The sequence below is a fragment of the Pseudomonas sp. OE 28.3 genome (assembly GCF_014268205.2).
GTDB classification, from domain to species: domain Bacteria; phylum Pseudomonadota; class Gammaproteobacteria; order Pseudomonadales; family Pseudomonadaceae; genus Aquipseudomonas; species Aquipseudomonas edaphica.
Window position 1 is genome coordinate 5,480,286 of record NZ_CP077082.1, and the last position, 16,689, is coordinate 5,496,974.

Annotated in this window: 13 protein-coding genes and 2 tRNA genes; 9 read left to right on the forward strand and 6 right to left on the reverse strand. The window is 59.8% G+C overall.

Annotation, left to right across the window (positions count from 1 at the left end):
- The first annotated feature begins 223 nt into the window (after positions 1-223).
- The gene (locus HU759_RS24605) at positions 224-601 is read left to right on the forward strand and encodes a hypothetical protein (RefSeq protein ID WP_143521861.1); all 378 of its coding nucleotides are present in this window, start codon (positions 224-226) and stop codon (positions 599-601) included.
- 194 nt (positions 602-795) lie between these two features.
- Here HU759_RS24605 and groL read toward each other — a convergent pair whose 3' ends face one another.
- The 5 genes from groL to HU759_RS24630 form a co-directional block, all read right to left on the reverse strand.
- Positions 796-2,442 (reverse strand): chaperonin GroEL, encoded by a 1,647-nt coding sequence (gene groL / locus HU759_RS24610; protein ID WP_017139749.1) that lies wholly within the window; start codon positions 2,440-2,442, stop codon positions 796-798.
- Between the two features lie 49 nt (positions 2,443-2,491).
- Entirely contained in the window at positions 2,492-2,788 is a 297-nt protein-coding gene (locus tag HU759_RS24615; RefSeq protein WP_017139748.1) for a co-chaperone GroES, read from the reverse strand.
- A 247-nt stretch (positions 2,789-3,035) separates the two neighbouring features.
- The gene (locus HU759_RS24620) at positions 3,036-3,512 is read right to left on the reverse strand and encodes an FxsA family protein (protein ID WP_016975517.1); all 477 of its coding nucleotides are present in this window, start codon (positions 3,510-3,512) and stop codon (positions 3,036-3,038) included.
- A 66-nt stretch (positions 3,513-3,578) separates the two neighbouring features.
- Positions 3,579-4,310, reverse strand: coding sequence for a HugZ family protein (locus HU759_RS24625; RefSeq protein ID WP_138813989.1), 732 nt, complete (start codon positions 4,308-4,310; stop codon positions 3,579-3,581).
- 125 nt (positions 4,311-4,435) lie between these two features.
- Positions 4,436-5,443 carry a DUF481 domain-containing protein gene (locus tag HU759_RS24630; protein ID WP_017139746.1) on the reverse strand — a complete coding sequence of 336 codons (1,008 nt, stop codon included), beginning with the start codon at positions 5,441-5,443 and terminating at the stop codon, positions 4,436-4,438.
- 148 nt (positions 5,444-5,591) lie between these two features.
- On the opposite strand from HU759_RS24630, the gene HU759_RS24635 reads away from it, so the two are divergent.
- The 4 genes from HU759_RS24635 (at position 5,592) to HU759_RS24650 (ending at position 10,492) form a co-directional block, all read left to right on the forward strand.
- The gene (locus HU759_RS24635) at positions 5,592-5,954 is read left to right on the forward strand and encodes an MGMT family protein (protein WP_099549362.1); all 363 of its coding nucleotides are present in this window, start codon (positions 5,592-5,594) and stop codon (positions 5,952-5,954) included.
- Between the two features lie 43 nt (positions 5,955-5,997).
- Entirely contained in the window at positions 5,998-7,530 is a 1,533-nt protein-coding gene (locus HU759_RS24640; RefSeq protein ID WP_017139744.1) for an AmpG family muropeptide MFS transporter, read from the forward strand.
- A gap of 272 nt (positions 7,531-7,802) precedes the next feature.
- A complete protein-coding gene (locus HU759_RS24645; protein WP_017139743.1) occupies positions 7,803-9,518 on the forward strand; it encodes a proline--tRNA ligase in 1,716 nt (571 codons plus the stop codon).
- A gap of 20 nt (positions 9,519-9,538) precedes the next feature.
- Positions 9,539-10,492 carry a hypothetical protein gene (locus HU759_RS24650; protein WP_169985188.1) on the forward strand — a complete coding sequence of 318 codons (954 nt, stop codon included), beginning with the start codon at positions 9,539-9,541 and terminating at the stop codon, positions 10,490-10,492.
- Positions 10,493-10,624: 132 nt separating this feature from the next.
- Here the strand turns inward: HU759_RS24650 and dinB are convergent, their stop codons facing one another.
- Positions 10,625-11,683 (reverse strand): DNA polymerase IV, encoded by a 1,059-nt coding sequence (dinB, locus tag HU759_RS24655; RefSeq protein ID WP_099549358.1) that lies wholly within the window; start codon positions 11,681-11,683, stop codon positions 10,625-10,627.
- 280 nt (positions 11,684-11,963) lie between these two features.
- Here dinB and HU759_RS24660 point away from each other — a divergent pair.
- From HU759_RS24660 to HU759_RS24675, 4 genes are all read left to right on the forward strand, one after another.
- Positions 11,964-12,040 (forward strand) — tRNA-Met (locus tag HU759_RS24660).
- Between the two features lie 207 nt (positions 12,041-12,247).
- Positions 12,248-12,324, forward strand: a tRNA-Met gene (locus HU759_RS24665).
- A gap of 279 nt (positions 12,325-12,603) precedes the next feature.
- A complete protein-coding gene (mprF, locus tag HU759_RS24670) occupies positions 12,604-15,246 on the forward strand; it encodes a bifunctional lysylphosphatidylglycerol flippase/synthetase MprF (protein ID WP_017139740.1) in 2,643 nt (880 codons plus the stop codon).
- Entirely contained in the window at positions 15,246-16,532 is a 1,287-nt protein-coding gene (locus tag HU759_RS24675; protein WP_186617284.1) for a virulence factor family protein, read from the forward strand. The genes mprF and HU759_RS24675 overlap by 1 nt, the downstream gene beginning before the upstream one ends.
- Positions 16,533-16,689 lie beyond the last annotated feature (157 nt).

A 16,689-nucleotide genomic window follows, 5' to 3' on the forward strand; every position in this document is an offset into this window, starting at 1 on the left:
CGTTGGGCTGCGCAGCAGCCCCAGTCCGTTATAACTGGCTCACCGAGTCGCCTGATTTGGGGCGGCTTCGCCACCCAACGCAGGGCAAGCCTGCTCGCCACAGTGACAGTGTTCGTCCTTATTGAAGGGTATCGCCGGTTGTAGCGCTGTTACAGCCTGTGACAGCGCAGCCATCCCATCGCCCGTAACCTCGCCAACTGAATCCCGGTTGGAGAGCCCTGTCATGCATCCCCGTAAGAAGCATTTGCCCACCTTGATGCTGTCGCTGTGCATCGTTGCCGGCGTGTTCGTGCCCGGTAATGCCTCGGCCTCGCGCCTGGCGGTTACGGACAAGCCATCACCACGGATGGAAGACAAACACGCTGGCGATCACACCGCCAATACGGCACGTCGGCCAACGGCGCAGGATGCGCTCCTCACCCCGCCACCTCGGAGGTGGCCCCGAGCCGCCAGCGTTGAGAAACTCACGCACCTGCCTGTCCCTGGCCCACTCAACCAAGCTGCTGCACCGCAACCCGTGGCACTTATGCCGGCTGCCCAAGTAACCCTGGCAAGGGGCATGACCTTCAGGAAGCTGTTGCGACGTCGTACATTGGGTTGAGATCAACACAGGCGGCCATGTGGGAGCCGGGCTTGCCCGCGATGCAGGCGACTCGGTATGTCTGGTGCACCGAGGTGATGCCATCGCAGGCAAGCCAGTTCCCACATGGGTTCTCCTGCATTTTGAATACCGCACAAAAAAGCCCCGCCTGCATCACTGCAGGCGGGGCTTTTTAATAGCTGGGTAAGGCTGGCTTACATCATGCCGCCCATGCCACCCATGCCGCCCATGTCTGGCATACCGCCGCCAGCTGCGCCTTCAGCCTTTGGCTTGTCAGCGATTGCAGCTTCGGTAGTCAGGATCAGGCTACCGATCGAGGCTGCTGCTTGCAGCGCGGAACGAGTCACCTTGGTAGGGTCCAGGATGCCCATTTCGATCATGTCGCCGTATTCGCCAGTCGCAGCGTTGTAACCGTAGTTACCTTTGCCGTTCTTGACTTCGTTGACCACAACGCTTGGCTCGTCGCCGGAGTTGGCAGCGATCTGACGCAGTGGCGCTTCAACGGCGCGACGCAGAACAGCGATACCGACGTTCTGGTCAGCGTTGTCGCCGGTCAGATCAGCCAGTGCTTCCAGAGCGCGGATCAGCGCAACGCCACCGCCAGGTACCACGCCTTCTTCAACGGCTGCACGGGTTGCGTGCAGGGCGTCTTCAACGCGGGCTTTCTTCTCTTTCATTTCAACTTCGGAACCGGCGCCAACCTTGATCACTGCAACGCCGCCGGACAGCTTGGCCAGACGCTCTTGCAGTTTTTCACGGTCGTAGTCGGACGAAGTCTCGGCAACCTGGGCACGGATCTGAGTGATGCGAGCCTGGATGTCCTGCTCAACGCCAGCACCGTCAACGATGATGGTGTTTTCTTTGGAGATGGTCACGCGCTTGGCGCTACCCAGGTTTTCCAGGGTGGCGCTTTCCAGGCTCAGGCCGATCTCTTCGGAGATAACGGTACCGCCGGTCAGAACGGCGATGTCCTGCAGCATGGCCTTGCGACGGTCGCCGAAGCCTGGCGCCTTGACGGCGGCGACTTTAACGATGCCACGCATGTTGTTCACAACCAGAGTCGCCAGGGCTTCGCCTTCAACGTCTTCGGAAACGATCAGCAGTGGGCGGCCGGCTTTGGCAACGGCTTCCAGCACTGGCAGCATTTCGCGGATGTTCGAGATCTTTTTGTCGACCAGCAGGATCAGCGGGCTGTCCAGCTCGGCAACCATGGTCTCAGGCTTGTTGACGAAGTACGGGGACAGGTAGCCACGGTCGAACTGCATGCCTTCTACAACCGACAGTTCGTTTTCCAGGCCAGTGCCTTCTTCAACGGTGATCACGCCTTCTTTACCGACTTTTTCCATGGCTTCGGCAATGATGTCGCCGATGGAGTTGTCGGAGTTGGCGGAGATGGTGCCTACCTGAGCGATAGCCTTGGTGTCGGCGCATGGCTTGGACAGCTTTTTCAGCTCAGCAACGATGGCGATGGTCGCCTTGTCGATGCCGCGCTTGAGGTCCATCGGGTTCATGCCGGCAGCGACGGCCTTGTAGCCTTCGTTGACGATGGCCTGAGCCAGTACGGTAGCGGTGGTGGTGCCGTCGCCTGCGTCATCGTTGGCACGGGAGGCAACGTCTTTGACCAGCTGCGCGCCCATGTTTTCGAAACGGTCTTCCAGTTCGATTTCTTTGGCTACCGAAACGCCGTCCTTGGTGATGGTCGGAGCGCCGAAGCTCTTCTCGATAACCACGTTACGGCCTTTAGGACCCAGGGTCGCTTTTACCGCGTCGGCCAGGATGTTGATACCGGTGAGCATTTTCTTGCGGGCGGAATCGCCGAATTTAACTTCTTTAGCAGCCATGATCGATATTCCTTAAATACTTTGTAGTAACGGGAAAATGAGCGGGGAATCAGTCTTCCAGAACGGCGAGAATCTCGTTCTCAGCCATGACCAGCAGGTCTTCGCCGTCGACTTTCACAGTGTTGCTGCCGGAGTAAGGGCCGAAAACAACCTTGTCACCCACTTTTACGGCCAGCTCACGTACTTGACCGTTTTCCAGCGTCTTGCCCGGGCCTGCAGCGAGAATCACACCGTGGTTGGCTTTTTCAGCAGCCGAACCTGGCAGAACGATACCGCCAGCGGTTTTCTTTTCTTCTTCGCTGCGACGGATTACGACGCGGTCGTGCAGAGGACGAAGCTTGCTCATTGTCGATCTCTCCTAATTGTGTTTTTCATCGGCCGGTATCGATACCGGCAAGTTGTATTCCGGCGGTGCCGGTCGCGCCTCGCCAAGCAAGACGCGGAAGTCTGTCTGGTGTCGCCACCAGAAACCTTGCGGTGACCGTTACATAAGGGCGCATAAGCTTATTACAAGAGGCCGCGACGGAAATTTTTTACGAATGCCGGGCGGCAAAAGCAGCACGGCCCCCAAAGGCGCCGTGCAGGTCATGCGGTTATTTGCTGTCGCGGTGTTCGAACTCGCCTTCGATCACATCCCCTTCACGCCCCAGCGGCTGGCGTGGCGCCGGGCCGCCACGGGGTTGCAGGTCATCGGCGAAGGCGCGCTGGCGGATCGCCGCTTCTTCAGCTCGCTGGCGCATCTTGCCGGCCAGCAGCTTGCGGGTGAACGGCAGCAGCATGACCAGGCCGACCACGTCGCTGATAAAGCCCGGCAGGATCAACAGGCCACCGGCCAAGGCCATCATCAGGCCTTCAAGCATGGTCTGAGCAGGCAGTTCGCCGCGGTTCAGGCTTTCACGCGCACGCAGCGCCGTGGCCAGGCCGGCGACGCGCAGCACCAGGACGCCGAGCATCGAGCCGAGAATAATCAGCAACAGTGCCGGGAAAAACCCGATGGCACTGCTGACTTGAACAAATACGAACAGCTCCAACACCGGGAACAGCAGAAAGAGCAATAAAAAAGGGCGCATCAAATGGTTCCTCAACGCAAGAATGCCTTGCCAGTCCACCTTAAATGACGTCGCCGTTTCGTGAATTCAAGCGCTGACGGCTTCTTTTTTCGGCCAGACCTCAGCGTGAGCCAATGAAACCAGGGCTTCGCGCACTTGTGTCGGCGTGTTGCAAGGCTCGGCAAACGGCAGCCAATACAAGGACTGGCCGATACGCAGGTGCATGCCTTCGCTGTCGATACCGGCCAGTTGCGCAGGTTCGGTGGTCGGCAGGCCGGTCAGCTCGACATAGTGGGCGATGGCCTTGGTGTGGTCGCTGTTCATGTGCTCGATCATGCTGCGCTCGGCTTTGCCCGCAAACGGGTTGGCCAGGGTGAGCTGGTCGACCCAGTGAATCGCGCCAAAGCCGCCGATGTAACGGTGACGCACCGGTTTGAGCACCCAGAAGTCGAAATCGTGGGCCTTGTGGTAGTTGGCCGAATCCGGGAAGTAGCGGTAATAGCGCTCGGCGGCGGCTTCAATCGCAGCCTCATCCTCAAGCTTTTCGGCTTCGGCCAGGTAGGTCAGGCGCCCTACCGCTTGCACGTCATCCGCTTCGCGCTCACCCACCAGCAGCGAGCACTTGGGGTCTTTCTGCAGGTTGTGGGTGTGCTGGGCGATGCGGCTGATCAGGATGATCGGCTGGCCCTGCGCGTCGAGGCAGTACGGCACCACTGAGCCGAAGGGAAAACCCGGCATGGCTTTGGACAATGTGGAGAGCGCTCCGCGGTATTCCTTGAGCAACAGCTCTCGGGCGTTCTTGGCAACCTGCGTGCTCACGGTATGACTCCTCGGGTGTTCAGCCGCCCACAGCCTATGGCGTCTATGGGAATGAATCTCAACACAAGGTAATCAATATCGGCGCGGGTTGCCAGAGTGTCCGTTGCTGGTTTTACCGGGTTGCTTTACCAGGCGACGCCGAAGCCTGCGGTGTAACGGGTCTTGTCCAAGCTGCTTTGCGATTCGCCATTAATGATGTCGCGCTCGGCCTTAAGGTTGAGCGACGCCCACTCGGTGACTTTGTAGCGCAAGCCCATTTCCGCATCCAGGGAGTAATCGGACGGCCCGGCCAGCGGCTTGCCCACTTCACCGTTGGTGAAGAATTCCACGGTCTTGCCCACCAGGTAGCGGTTGTAGCTCCACTTCATGGCCAGGGAATAGAAGTTGCTCTTGCGATCGTCCGAATACTGGTAATCGGTGCGGTTGACCAGCGAGCCGAGGGAGAACGCGCCCAGCTCATCGTCCCAGAACTGGTAGCCAGGGCCAGTACCGACGGTGCGCTGGCGGGACAGGTCTTCAACCTTGTCACGCTTGTAGGTCAGGCGGCCCTGCCAGTACCAATGCTCGGTGATGAAGCGGTCCAGGTCATATTCGAGCGACCAGTTATCAGTGGTGGTCACGTCATCCTGGAACTCGCGGTTGTATTCGCCCTGGGCGGTATGCCGCCACTGGCCGTGACGGGCGGTGGTCTTGAAGTCGATGTCGTAGTCGTTGGTGTCCTTGTCGGCGCGTTTGTAGTCCAACGCCAGGTCGACATTGCCCTTCCACACCAGGTCTTCGATCACAGGCTTTGGCTTGATGATCTGCTGGATGCTGGCCAAGTCCACGGTTTTCGGCGCTTCGCCATTGGTCAGGGTGACCTTGCCATCCTCCGCCGCTTTCAGGGATTTGGCCTTTTCACCGGTGTAAGCGTCCTGCTTGACCAGCAGTTCCTGGTCGCTTTCCAGGGTCTTGACCTGCTTCCAATCCACCGGGATGGCCCCTGCGTAGTTGGTCTGAATCAGCAATTTGCCACCGTCGAAGACTTTGATCTTGCCGGTCAGGCGGTCACCGTTCTTCAACCAGATGGTGTCGGCGAGCAGGGGCGTGGAGGCGCTGAGAACAGCAAGGCAGAGCAGGGTTCTGGACAACATAAGCGAATTCGAGGCTCGAAAATGGCGAAAAAGGGGCGTTATCGTGTTAGATAGCTTGGACTGACTCAAGGATTTATATTGAGTTCAATTCTCAACGGCATGATTACAGACGTTTCTTACAAAAACACCTCTTTATAAAGACGCGGCGATGCCCACACCTCACTCACCCGAAGACGCCCCCCAAAGCCCCGCAGACATGCGCCGAACGGCCCTGTACCTGACCCTGGCGCAAGTGCCCGAAGGTTGCGTGGTGAGTTACGGCGAGTTGGCGCACCTGGCCGGCCTGGGCCGCGCTGCACGCTGGGTCGGGCGCACGCTCAGCCAACTGCCGGAGGACACCCGTCTGCCCTGGCATCGGGTATTGGGTGCCGGTGGTCGGATAAGTCTGCCGGTGGGCAGCGCTTCAGGCGACGAACAACGTGCGCGTTTGCGCAGTGAAGGCGTCAGTATCCTGAACAATCGCGTTGATATTCAGCGTCATGGCTGGCGCCCGGTAGAGCACAGCGGTTAGAGTGCGCGCTTTGTTTCCGCAAATCTGAGGCAGACTCCAGCCCATGCCCCGTAAAACCTGGCGCGCCGCGCTCGCCGCCTATGCCAGCCCTTCGACGTTAGTCCTGTTGTTGCTCGGCTTCGCCGCCGGCTTGCCTTACATGTTGGTGTTTTCGACGCTATCTGTGTGGTTGCGCGAGGCCGGTGTGGCCCGCGAGACCATCGGCTATGCGAGCCTGATCGGCCTGGCCTATGCGTTTAAATGGGTCTGGTCGCCGCTGCTCGACCAATGGCGCCTGCCGCTGCTCGGCAAACTGGGACGACGTCGCTCCTGGCTGGTACTTGCCCAGACGCTGGTGATCCTCGGGTTGATCGGCATGGGTTTCTGCGACCCGCAAAAGCACTTGTCCTGGCTGATCGCCATTGCCGTTATCGTAGCCTTTGCCTCCGCCACCCAAGACATTGCGGTAGACGCCTATCGCCTGGAAATAGCCGACGACAGCCGCCAGGCCGCGCTGGCTGCCAGCTATATGTCCGGCTATCGCATCGCCGCACTGCTGGCCACCGCCGGCGCGCTGTTCTTTGCCGAAGGTTTCGGTTCCACCGGCTTCAACTATAAACACTCGGCCTGGACCGGTACTTACGTGCTGTTCGGCGTGCTGATGATCCCGGCACTGCTGACCACCTTCTTCATGCGTGAACCCGATGTGCCACTGCGCACCCAATTGCAGGCCGGGCGCTACAGCTTTGCGCATCAGCTTGTCTCGGTCTTTGTGCTGATCGTGCTGTTGGTGTCGGTCCCGGCGATGTTCACCCAGTTGTACAACACCGATTTCGCCAGCGTGCTGTTCCACGGCGTGAGCCTGTGGGAGCTGCTGATGGAAGATCGCGCGTTCCTGCGCGCCATCCTGTACATCATCCTCACTACCCTGTGCCTCTCGGCCATGGGCCGCCGGGGTTTGGCACCGGTGCTGACGCCGGTCAACGACTTTATCCTGCGGTATCGCTGGCAGGCGCTGCTGCTGCTCGGGCTGATTGCGACCTATCGCATGTCCGACACGGTAATGGGCGTGATGGCCAACGTGTTCTACATCGACCAGGGCTTTACCAAGGACCAGATCGCCGGGGTCAGCAAGATCTTCGGCCTGATCATGACCCTGCTCGGCGCCGGTATGGGCGGCCTGTTGATTGTGCGCTTCGGCATCTTGCCGATCCTGTTTATCGGCGGCATTGCCTCGGCGGCCACCAACCTGCTGTTCGTGATGCTTGCCGACATGGGCCCGGACCTGCAGATGCTGATCTTCACCATCTCCCTGGATAACTTCAGTTCGGGCCTGGCCACTTCGGCGTTTGTCGCCTACCTGTCGAGCCTGACCAACCTCAAGTTCTCCGCCACCCAATACGCGCTGCTCAGCTCGATCATGCTGTTGCTGCCGCGCCTGATTGGTGGCTACTCGGGCGTGATGGTAGAGAAGTTCGGTTATCACAACTTCTTCATCATCACTTGCCTGCTGGGTGTGCCGACGCTGTTCCTGATTGCGCTGCACTGGTTTCAGGAAAGCCGACGGGCGCGGTTGAATCCTCCCGCAGAAGACTGACCCACCTCAGCCAATGTGGGAGCTGGCTTGTTGTGGCGAGCAAGCTTGCTTGCGCTGGGGTGCGAAGCGCCCCCAAAAAGCCGGTGACTGCTGCGCAGTCAAACGGGAGCAAGCTCCCTCGCCACAGCAAGCGCCCTCTCCATAGCACGCCAGCTCCCACACACGCTCTACTCCACCAGAAACACCGCCACGACCTCACGCCTGTACTCCAGCGACAACCGCCCGTACAATCCCAAGTCATTTCAAGTCCAAGCAACCGACAACGGCCTACCATGCGTACCAGTCAATATTTGCTCGCCACACAGAAAGAAACGCCTTCCGACGCGGTTGTGATCAGCCATCAGCTGATGCTGCGCGCCGGCATGATCCGCAAACTGGCCTCCGGCCTGTACACCTGGCTGCCCATGGGCTTGAAGGTGATGCGCAAGGTCGAAGCCATCGTTCGCGAAGAAATGAACGCCGCCGGCTCTCTGGAAGTGTTGATGCCGAGCACCCAACCGGCTGAGCTGTGGCAGGAATCCGGGCGCTGGGAAGAGTACGGCCCTGAGTTGCTGCGCTTCAAGGATCGTCATGGCCGCGATTTCTGCGCCGGCCCGACCCATGAAGAAGTGATCACTGACCTGATGCGCAACGAGTTGAGCAGCTACAAGCAGCTGCCGTTGAACCTGTATCAGATCCAGACCAAGTTCCGTGACGAAATTCGCCCACGCTTCGGTTTGATGCGCGGCCGCGAATTCATCATGAAGGATGCCTACTCGTTCCACGCCGACCAGGCGTCCCTGCAGGCCACCTACGACCGCATGCACACCGCCTACTGCAACGTGTTCACGCGCCTGGGCCTGAAGTTCCGTCCGGTTGAAGCGGACAACGGCTCCATCGGCGGCGCCGGCTCCCACGAGTTCCACGTGCTGGCCGAGTCCGGCGAAGACGATATCGTGTTCAGCAACGGTTCCGACTACGCGGCGAACATCGAGAAAGCCGAAGCCGTGCCACGGGAAACGTCCCGCGCCGCACCGGCTGAAGAACTGCGCCTGGTGGACACGCCAGAGACCAAGACCATCGCGGCCCTGGTGGAAAAATTCAATCTGCCGATTGAAAAGACCATCAAGACCCTGATCGTGCGCGCCGAAGAAGAAGGCAAGCTGATCGCCCTGGTGATCCGTGGCGACCACGAACTCAACGAAATCAAGGCTGCCCAGCAACCTGGCGTGGCCAGCCCGCTGGTCATGGCCACCGATGCCGAACTGCGCGACGCCATTGGCGCCGGTGCTGGTTCGCTGGGCCCGCTGAACCTGCCGTTGCCGATCATCATCGACCGTTCGGTCGAGCTGATGAGCGACTTCGGTATCGGCGCCAACATTGATGACAAGCACTACTTCGGCGTGAACTGGGAGCGTGACTTGCCGGTTCCGACCGTGGCCGACCTGCGTAACGTGGTGGCCGGTGACCCAAGCCCGGATGGCAAGGGCACCCTGGAAATCAAGCGCGGCATCGAAGTCGGGCACATCTTCCAGCTGGGCAACAAGTACAGCAAGGCGATGAAGTGCGAAGTGCTGGGCGAGAACGGCAAGCCGATCACCCTGGACATGGGCTGCTACGGCATTGGCGTATCACGCGTGGTTGCCGCTGCCATCGAGCAGAACAACGACGAGAAAGGCATCATCTGGAGCGACGCCCTGGCACCGTTCCAGATCGCCCTGGTACCGCTGCGCTACGACAACGAGCAAGTACGCGAAGCCACCGACAAACTGTATGCCGAACTGACGGCTGCCGGTTTTGAAGTGCTGCTCGATGACCGGGACAAGAAAACCAGCCCGGGCATCAAGTTCGCCGACATGGAACTGATTGGCATCCCGCACCGTATCGTGGTCAGTGACCGCGGCCTGGCGGATGGCAATCTGGAATACAAGAGCCGGACCGAAGCCGAAGCCCAACCGTTGCCGGTGGCTGACGTGCTGTCTTTCCTTCAGGCGCGTATTCGTCGCTGAAAACCAGATCAAGAGAAGTCATGTTCAAGCGAAACACCAGAGCCCTGGGGGGCGCCGCCTTGTGCGGCGCCCTGCTGGTCAGCGGCTGCGCCAATCAAATGTCGCAACGCAGCGAGCACGAGGAGCGGGTCGAGCGAAAGTTGCTCGATCACAGCCTGCAAATCGATGTAGGCGAACCCAAAGTGCTGGAACTGCCGCAACGCCGGGTTCGCATTCACGAGCAGAAGACCTTTGAGGTCACCGAGTTCGAAGTCACCCGCCGTTACGATCGCTACACCCCCTACCAGCCCTGGCGCAAACTCTATGAGATGCCTTTGGGTGCTGTTGCACTGGTAGCGGGCGCGGGCGCCAACGTGGTGAATATCTTCGCCCTCGGCAACCTGCCCACCAGCATGACGCATGACTGGCTGAGCTACGGCGTGGACGGCATCAACCCGTTCATGAACGTGCAATCCCACGGCCGTGCGCAACAGAACCTGGCGGGTATCGATGAAGTGCAGCGCGACAAGCGCACGGAGTATTCGAGCCTGCCCTGGAGCGAGCGCCCGGTGCAAGTTACCGCCGGCAAGCAGACCCATGAGCTGACCACCGACCGCGATGGCGTACTGCGCCTGAACCTGTTGGACAGCCCATTTGCCGAGCAGGACCTGAACCGCGTCAGCACCTTGAAGATCAGCGTGGAAGATGGCCAGGACGATGTGCATTCCGACTCGACCCTGGCGATCAGCAACACCCTGCGCGGCAAGTTGCTCGAAGCCCATGGCCTGATCTACGACGACCTGGAAGATGACGAAGTGAACCAATGGGTGCACCGGGTCAAGCGCCTGTCGGAGCTGGGCCTGGAGGAAGAAGCCAGCGAGCTGGAACAAAGCCTGATCGAATTGACGCGCAATGATCCGGAGTTGCAGCAGGAGTTTCTGCAGGCGCTGACCAAGGATGCGGGAAGACTCGTCGCAGATCCTGGGGCACGCTGAGACTTCAGGCTGGATAAAAATCCAAATGTGGGAGCTGGCTTGCCTGCGATAGCGGTGTATTAGTCACAACATCAGTGACTGACACTGCGCTATCGCAGGCAAGCCAGCTCCCACATTTTTTTGATCCGGTTTCTACCAGGGAAATTGAAGCTGCTCGTTACCGCTGCTCAGGTCCAGCAACCGCACCCCAATCCCCAACAACCGCACCGGCTTCCCGCCCCGGTTAAACGCCTGGGTCAACAGCTGTTGATAACTCTCCAGATCCCGCCCTGCCCCGGCCTGCTCCAGCGTCGTCTGGGTAAAGTCATGAAACTTCACCTTAACGAACGGCTTGCCCGCGCGGTAGCTACTGTCTATACGCGCCATGCGCCCTGCCAGGGTTTCCATCAGCTCAGGCAGCTTCGCCAGGCAACTTGAGAGATCCGGCAGGTCCACGTCGTAGGTATTTTCCACACTGATCGATTGTCGGCGGCTGTCGTTCTGCACCACACGGTCATCAATCCCACGAGCCAGGCCCCAGAGCCGCTCGCCAAAACTGCCGAATTCACGCACCAGCGCCAGCTTGTTCCACTCGCGCAGTTGCAGGCAGTCTTCGATGCCCAGGCGCGCCAGCTTGTCGGCGGTGACCTTGCCGACACCGTGCAGCTTTTTCACTGGCAACTGCGACACAAAGTCTTCGACCTGATCCGGGGTGATCACAAACAGGCCGTTGGGTTTTTTCCAGTCGCTGGCGATCTTGGCCAGAAACTTGTTCGGCGCCACGCCGGCCGACACGGTGATGTGCAACTGGTTGGAGACTCGGCGGCGTATGTCCTGGGCGATACGCGTGGCACTGCCGCCAAAATGCGGGCTGTCGGAGACATCCAGGTAAGCTTCGTCCAGCGACAACGGCTCGATCAGGTCGGTGTAGTCGCGAAAGATCGTCTGGATTTCCTTCGACGCTTCTTTATAAGCATCCATGCGCGGCTTGACGATGGTCAGGTCCGGGCACAGCTTCAAGGCGTGGCGCGATGACATGGCCGAGCGCACGCCATAGGCCCGCGCCTCATAGTTACAGGTTGCAATCACCCCTCGCCTGTCTGCCGAGCCGCCGACCGCCAGTGGCTTTTGCGCCAGGCTCGGGTCGTCGCGCATCTCGATGGCGGCGTAGAAGCAATCACAGTCGACGTGGATGATTTTGCGCTGCGTCATATAAACAGAGGGTGTAATCCAACGGGCGGCCAGTATCGCACTCACTCCTGTATATAGCACCAGTAGTTTGAATCTGCCGTTAGAGCGGTAGGAAATTTCCCAGATGAATTTATTTTCTCAATCGAAATCTACCCACCAATAGAGCCAAAACCCTTGGCCAGACTGGCCCCGAGGCCGTTTGAAGCCCACCTTGGAGAGCTAACCGCTTGAACCACAAGCGCTTTTCTTCAATTCACAGGTTGACACACCTGCGTTCCTCTGTAGAATGCCGACACACAGACGCGGGATGGAGCAGTCTGGTAGCTCGTCGGGCTCATAACCCGAAGGTCGTCGGTTCAAATCCGGCTCCCGCAACCAAACATCAAAAAAGGCTACTCGAAAGAGTGGCCTTTTTTGTGCGTGCCTGTTTTAGCCCTGTATGAAAATTGTAAGACAGAAAAAACGTTGCCCACCCAGCACTTACCGCACAAGGTGGCTGTGGAGTGACTAATTTCCACTTATTTGACCCATCAGACTATTAACGGTTGACACCTCGCCGTTGGGCTGTAGAATGCCGCCCACAGACGCGGGATGGAGCAGTCTGGTAGCTCGTCGGGCTCATAACCCGAAGGTCGTCGGTTCAAATCCGGCTCCCGCAACCAAACATCAAAAAAGGCTACTCGAAAGAGTGGCCTTTTTTGTATCCGGTGAAAAAGTTCTTCTGAAACAATGGTATGGCATCTTTCATGAAACCGTATTCGGTTTGCAGAGTCCATGTCATTGCAAGCTATGCTCAGTGCTCAAGCTCGACCCTCTACGACCAATGGCCGCTGTCGCCGCCCCCGACGATAAGCGTTAATATTTGTAATTATTTTGTCCATAGGGATTGGTAACTTGGCTGGATACCTCCATCCTGTCGCGCACAATCCACGAGGTGATTGATGCGCGCCAACTCGTCTGAACCACAAGACACCGTCACAGCGGAACAACCGATCACTCCCACCCGTTTGCGATGGCTGGATCTGTTGAGCAAATACCGTCAACCCATTGGGCTGGCCGTCACCCTGTTGCTGTTCGCTATCGCCCTGATCGCCTGCCGACACTTGCTGCTGGAGCTGGACCTTTACGCGCTCCACGACTCGATCCTGGAAGTGCCCAAGCCTGCCTTGCTCGGCGCATTTGCCGCCGCGGTCGCAGGTTTCATCATTCTATTGGGCTACGAATTCTCCGGCGCACGTTATGCCGGCGTGAAGCTGCCGGCCAAGACCCTGGCCATGGGTGGCTTCACCGCATTTGCCATCGGCAATGCCATTGGGTTGTCGATGCTTTCGGGCGGTTCAGTACGCTACCGTTTATATGCACGCCATGGCATCGGTGCCTCGGAAGTGGCGCACATGACCGTGTTTGCCAGCCTGGCCTTGGGCACCGCCCTGCCGCCGTTGGCCGCACTGGCCACCTTGAGCAACTTGCCCGCGGCCTCGACCTACCTGCATTTGTCCCAAGGTTTGCTCGGTGGCATCGCCGGCGCGGTATTGCTGCTGTCAGTCGCACTGTGCATCGGTATTTATCGCCGGCGCCTGCCGGAACAACCTTACCCGGACAACCTGCTGGTCAAGGCCGGGCGTCGCACGCTGCGCCTGCCGGGCCGCCGCCTGACCTTCCTGCAACTGATCATCACCGCGCTGGATGTGGCCGCTGCCGCCACCGTCCTTTATATGTTGCTGCCGGAAGCGCCGCCGTTCGGCCCGTTCCTGCTGGTGTATTTGCTGGCCCTGGCTGCCGGTGTACTCAGCCATGTGCCGGGTGGCGTGGGCGTGTTCGAGGCAATTCTGCTGGCCGCGTTTGCCGACAAACTCGGCGCCGCGCCATTGGCCGCCGCCCTGCTGTTGTACCGGATGATCTACGTGGTTCTGCCGCTGCTGATCGCCTGTATCTTCCTGTTGGTCAACGAAGCCCAGCGCCTGTTCCAGACCCAGCAAAGCCTGCGGGTTGCTTCGGGCCTGGCGGCGCCGGTGCTGGCCGTACTGGTTTTTTTGTCCGGCGTGGTCCTGCTGTTTTCCGGCGCCACGCCGGAAATCGACTCACGCCTGGAAAACATCGGCTTCCTGATTCCCCACCGCCTGATTGATGCCTCGCACTTCGGTGCCAGCCTGATCGGCGTGTTGTGCCTGCTGCTCGCCCAAGGCCTGCGTCGACGTTTGTCGGCGGCCTGGATGCTGACCATGGTGCTGCTGCTGACCGGCGCCCTGCTCTCGCTGCTCAAAGGCTTCGACTGGGAAGAAGCCAGCCTGATGATCATGACGGCTGTGCTGCTGGCGATCTTCCGTCGCTCGTTTTACCGCGCCAGCCGCCTGACTGAGCTGCCGTTCTCGCCGCTGTACCTGGTGGCCAGTGTCTGTGTGCTGGGCGCCTCGATCTGGCTGCTGCTGTTTGCCTATCAAGACGTGCCGTACAGCCATCAGCTATGGTGGCAGTTCACCCTGGACGCCAACGCCCCACGGGGCCTGCGTTCATTGCTGGGTGCGGCGGTGTTGCTGGTGATCGTGTCGTTGACCTGGCTGTTGCGCACTGCGCGCCCGGTCATTCACTTGCCGACACCGGATGAGCTGGAGCGCGCCACCAAGATCCTGATGGCCTCCTCGCAACCCGACGGCGGCCTGGCGCTGACCGGCGACAAGGCGTTGCTGTTCCACCCCAACGATGAAGCCTTCCTGATGTACGCCCGTCGCGGGCGCAGCCTGGTGGCCCTGTACGACCCGATCGGCCCGACTCAGCCCCGCGCGGAGATGATCTGGCAGTTCCGCGACCTGTGCGATATCCATCACGCGCGCCCAGTGTTCTATCAAGTACGCGCCGAGAACCTGCCGTACTACATGGACATTGGCCTCACCGCGATCAAGCTGGGCGAAGAAGCCCGCGTCGACCTCAAACGCTTTGACCTGGAAGCCAAGGGCAAAGAGATGAAGGACCTGCGCTACACCTGGAACCGTGGCACCCGGGACGGCCTGTCCCTGGAGATCTGCGACCCGGGCCAGGCGCCGATGGATGAGCTCAAAGTCATTTCCGATGCGTGGCTGACCGGCAAGAACGTGCGGGAAAAGGGCTTCTCCCTCGGACGTTTCAGTGACGACTACCTCAAGCACTTTCGCATCGCGATCATTCGCTTCGAAGGGCGCCCGGTAGCCTTCGCCAACCTGCTCGAGACCTACAACCATGACCTGGCCAGTCTCGACCTGATGCGTGCGCACCCGGACGCGCCGAAGCTGACCATGGAATTCATGATGGTTGGCCTGATTCAACATTATAAGAACCATGACTACGCCCGCTTCAGCCTCGGCATGGTGCCGTTGTCGGGCCTGCAACCGCGCCGTGGTGCGCCGCTGACCCAACGCCTGGGCTCGATGGTGTTCCGCCGCGGCGAGCAACTGTATAACTTCCAAGGTTTGCGCCGCTTCAAAGACAAGTTCCAGCCTGACTGGGAACCCCGTTATATGGCCGTGCCCGCAGGACTTGATCCGCTGGTGGCACTGGCCGATACCGCCGCCCTGATTGCGGGCGGCTTGACTGGATTGGTGAAACGCTGATGATTCGACGCTCCTGGCGGTATGTATTGGCCTTAGTAGTGCTGCTCGCGCTGATCGCGGCGGGTGGCTTTTGGTACTGGAACCGCCCTGCCCCGCAACCGATCCTGGAACAACTGCCCCAGGCCGACGGTTCGGTGATGACCCGTGTGACGCCTAACGGCTCGTCCAAGGCCCGCGTGGCCGTGGCTGTAATGGCCGATGAGACCTTGAGCGACAGCCAACTGATTGCCCTGAGCCAGGGCGGCTCGGCGCAAATCGTTCAAGTGATCCTGCCAAAAGATGACTGCAAGTTGCAGGAACAAGCCCTGCAAAGCGCCCTGGCCCAGCTTAAAGGCCCGGCGACGCTGGTCAGCGGCATCGGCCCTGGCGCCGCGCTCGCCTGGCGCTGGCTGGCCACACAGAACGACGACAAGGCCAACGCCATCTCCGTCGGCTTCGCCCTGGTTCAGAAAGGTTGCAAGGACCCACTGCCGAAGACCTCTGCCCATGGCAATTGGCTGGTGGCGTGGAACGATAACCCTGACGATGAAAGCGCCAGTTTCGTACGCGATACACCGCGCGCGACTACCAGCATCAGCGACTACGACATTCACTACCCACAAGTACTGAACAACGAACTGCGCAAGCAATTGGTCGGTTCGGACAACGGCGGCTTGGCGATTCCGGTGGTCGAAGTACCGGCTGGCCAAGCCAAGGACACCGTTACCTTGTTCCTCTCCGGTGATGGCGGCTGGCGTGACCTGGACCGCGATGTGGCCGGTGAAATGGCCAAGATCGGCTACCCGGTGGTCGGCATCGACACCCTGCGCTACTACTGGCAGCACAAGACCCCGGAACAAAGCGCCAAAGACCTCACCGAGCTGATGCAGCACTACCGCCAGAAGTGGGGCACCAAGCGCTTCGTACTGACCGGCTATTCGTTCGGCGCCGACGTACTGCCAGCGATCTACAACCGCATGCCGGAAAGCGAACAGCAGCGTGTCGACGCCATTATCCTGCTCGCATTCGCACGCACTGGCAGCTTTGAAATCGAAGTGGAAGGCTGGCTGGGCAATGCCGGCAAAGAGGCCGCCACTGGCCCGGAAATGGCCAAGCTGCCAGCCGATAAAGTGGTGTGCATCTACGGTGCTGAAGAAGTCAACGAGAGTGGTTGCACCGACACCACTGCCGTAGGCGAGGCTGTGAAGCTGCCGGGCGGGCATCACTTTGATGAGAACTACCCGGCGCTGGCTCAGCGTTTGGTGGATATCATTGTGAAGCATCAGGCCAAAGACAAAACTGAGTAATCCAAGGCTGCCCACAAAGCTGAACGTGGGCACCTCTGTGGGAGCTGGCTTGCCTGCGATAGCATCACCTCGGTCTGTCTGATAGACCGAGGCGTCCGCATCGCAGGCAAGCCAGCTCCCACACAAGCCCGCTCCCGCAGTTGTTTTGTGGTGTGGC